The organism is Micromonospora sp. M51 (genome assembly GCF_018070305.1).
Lineage (GTDB): Bacteria > Actinomycetota > Actinomycetes > Mycobacteriales > Micromonosporaceae > Micromonospora > Micromonospora parva.
Genome location: NZ_JAGPXZ010001157.1, coordinates 1 through 1280, shown reverse-complemented (window position 1 = coordinate 1280; position 1280 = coordinate 1). Strand labels below are relative to the sequence as shown.

At 72.3% G+C, this 1280-nt stretch carries 1 protein-coding gene and 2 pseudogenes; 1 reads left to right on the top strand and 2 read right to left on the bottom strand.

Going from position 1 to position 1280, the window contains the following annotated elements; genetic code table 11:
• Both KBX53_RS33305 and KBX53_RS33300 read right to left on the bottom strand, forming a co-directional pair.
• Positions 1–283, bottom strand: a pseudogene (locus KBX53_RS33305) (hypothetical protein); the annotation flags it as partial.
• A gap of 3 nt (positions 284–286) precedes the next feature.
• On the bottom strand, positions 287–919 hold the full coding sequence (locus KBX53_RS33300) for an MBL fold metallo-hydrolase (protein ID WP_030328964.1): 633 nt from the start codon (positions 917–919) through the stop codon (positions 287–289).
• Between the two features lie 114 nt (positions 920–1033).
• On the opposite strand from KBX53_RS33300, the pseudogene KBX53_RS33295 reads away from it, so the two are divergent.
• Positions 1034–1280 (top strand): annotated as a pseudogene (locus KBX53_RS33295) (DUF4349 domain-containing protein); the annotation flags it as partial.

Sequence of the window (1280 nt, the reverse complement as noted above, 5' to 3'; positions counted from 1 at the left end):
GCGCGGACAGCTCCCGCAGTTTGGGCCCGCGCAGCTCCCGTTGGGCGGACCGTAGGGCGTCGGCGAGCTGCACCAGATCGGCGACCAGCTCCGGACGTCGGATGGCGAGCAGGTTCACCAACCAGGCGGCCACCGTCGGGCGACGCAGCCGGGCCAGTTCCCGGGCGGTGGCCGGGTCACCGGCCTGGCGGGCCTGCGCCACGGCGGCCTCCCGGGCGGCCACGAACCGGTCCGGTGGGGTGCGGTAGAGCTGTTGCACCAGCTCCGCGGAGAGGCCGGGCATCGGTCAGACGTCCACCCGACTGCCGGGTTCCAGTCGCTGGTACTCGGTGCCGGACATCGCCGAGTACTGCCGGTTCAGCACACCCAGCCCGTTGTCGTTGAGCAGCGCGTCGTGCAGGGCGTACGCGCGCCGCGGCGCGACCGCGCGGATGAAGTCGAGCACCTCGGAGAACTTCGACCAGGGGGCGTGGATCGGCGCGAAGAGCGTGTCGACGGGTGTCTCGTCGGGCACCACCAGGGAGTCGCCCGGGTGGTAGACCACGTCGTTGATCAGGTAACCGAGGTTGTCGATCACCGGGATCTCGGGGTGGATCACGGCGTGCCGCCCCCCGTACGCGCGCACGGCGACCCCGGCGGCGGTGAACGACTCACCGACGTCGACCGGGCGCAGCGCGTCGGCCGCGTCCCCAAGGGCCTCGGCGAGCGAGGCGGGGCCGTGGATCGGGAACGGCCGTCTGTCGAGCTGGAGGCGCACCGCTGCCAGGTCGAGGTGGTCGGGGTGCGCGTGGGTGATCAGCACCGCGTCCGCACCGTCCAGCGCCGCCGTGGTGTCGCTGAACACCCCGGGGTCGACGACGAGGATTCCCCCATCGTGTTCCACCCGAAGGCAGGAGTGGGCGTACTTGGTGAGTCGCATCGTGACTCCTCGATTATCGAATCGTGACGTCCTCAGCGCAGTCTGCCGGAACCAGCCGGAGTGTGCGTCGCGTCCGAGCTATCGCCACACCGGTTGACGACGATGGGAGCGGGGATGGACGGACGGGTGGGACGACGCCGCGGTGCGCTGCTGGCGGCGACAGCACTGGCGGCCGCGCTGGCACTGACAGGATGCGGTGCCGGCGACAGTGGGGCACAGGACACCGCCGGCTCGGCGGTCGAGGCGCCGCCGGCCAAGGGCGGTGAGGTGCCCCGGGACGCCGCCGCGGGCGCACCGGAGGCGGCCGGTGCCGGCGCACCGGACCTGCGGGTGGACCAGCGGGCGATCATCTACACCGGAA

Bases quoted from the DNA above. Each gene is read 5' to 3' on its own strand.
- KBX53_RS33300 (WP_030328964.1), bottom strand. From the start codon at position 919: ATGCGACTCACCAAGTACGCCCACTCCTGCCTTCGGGTGGAACACGAT.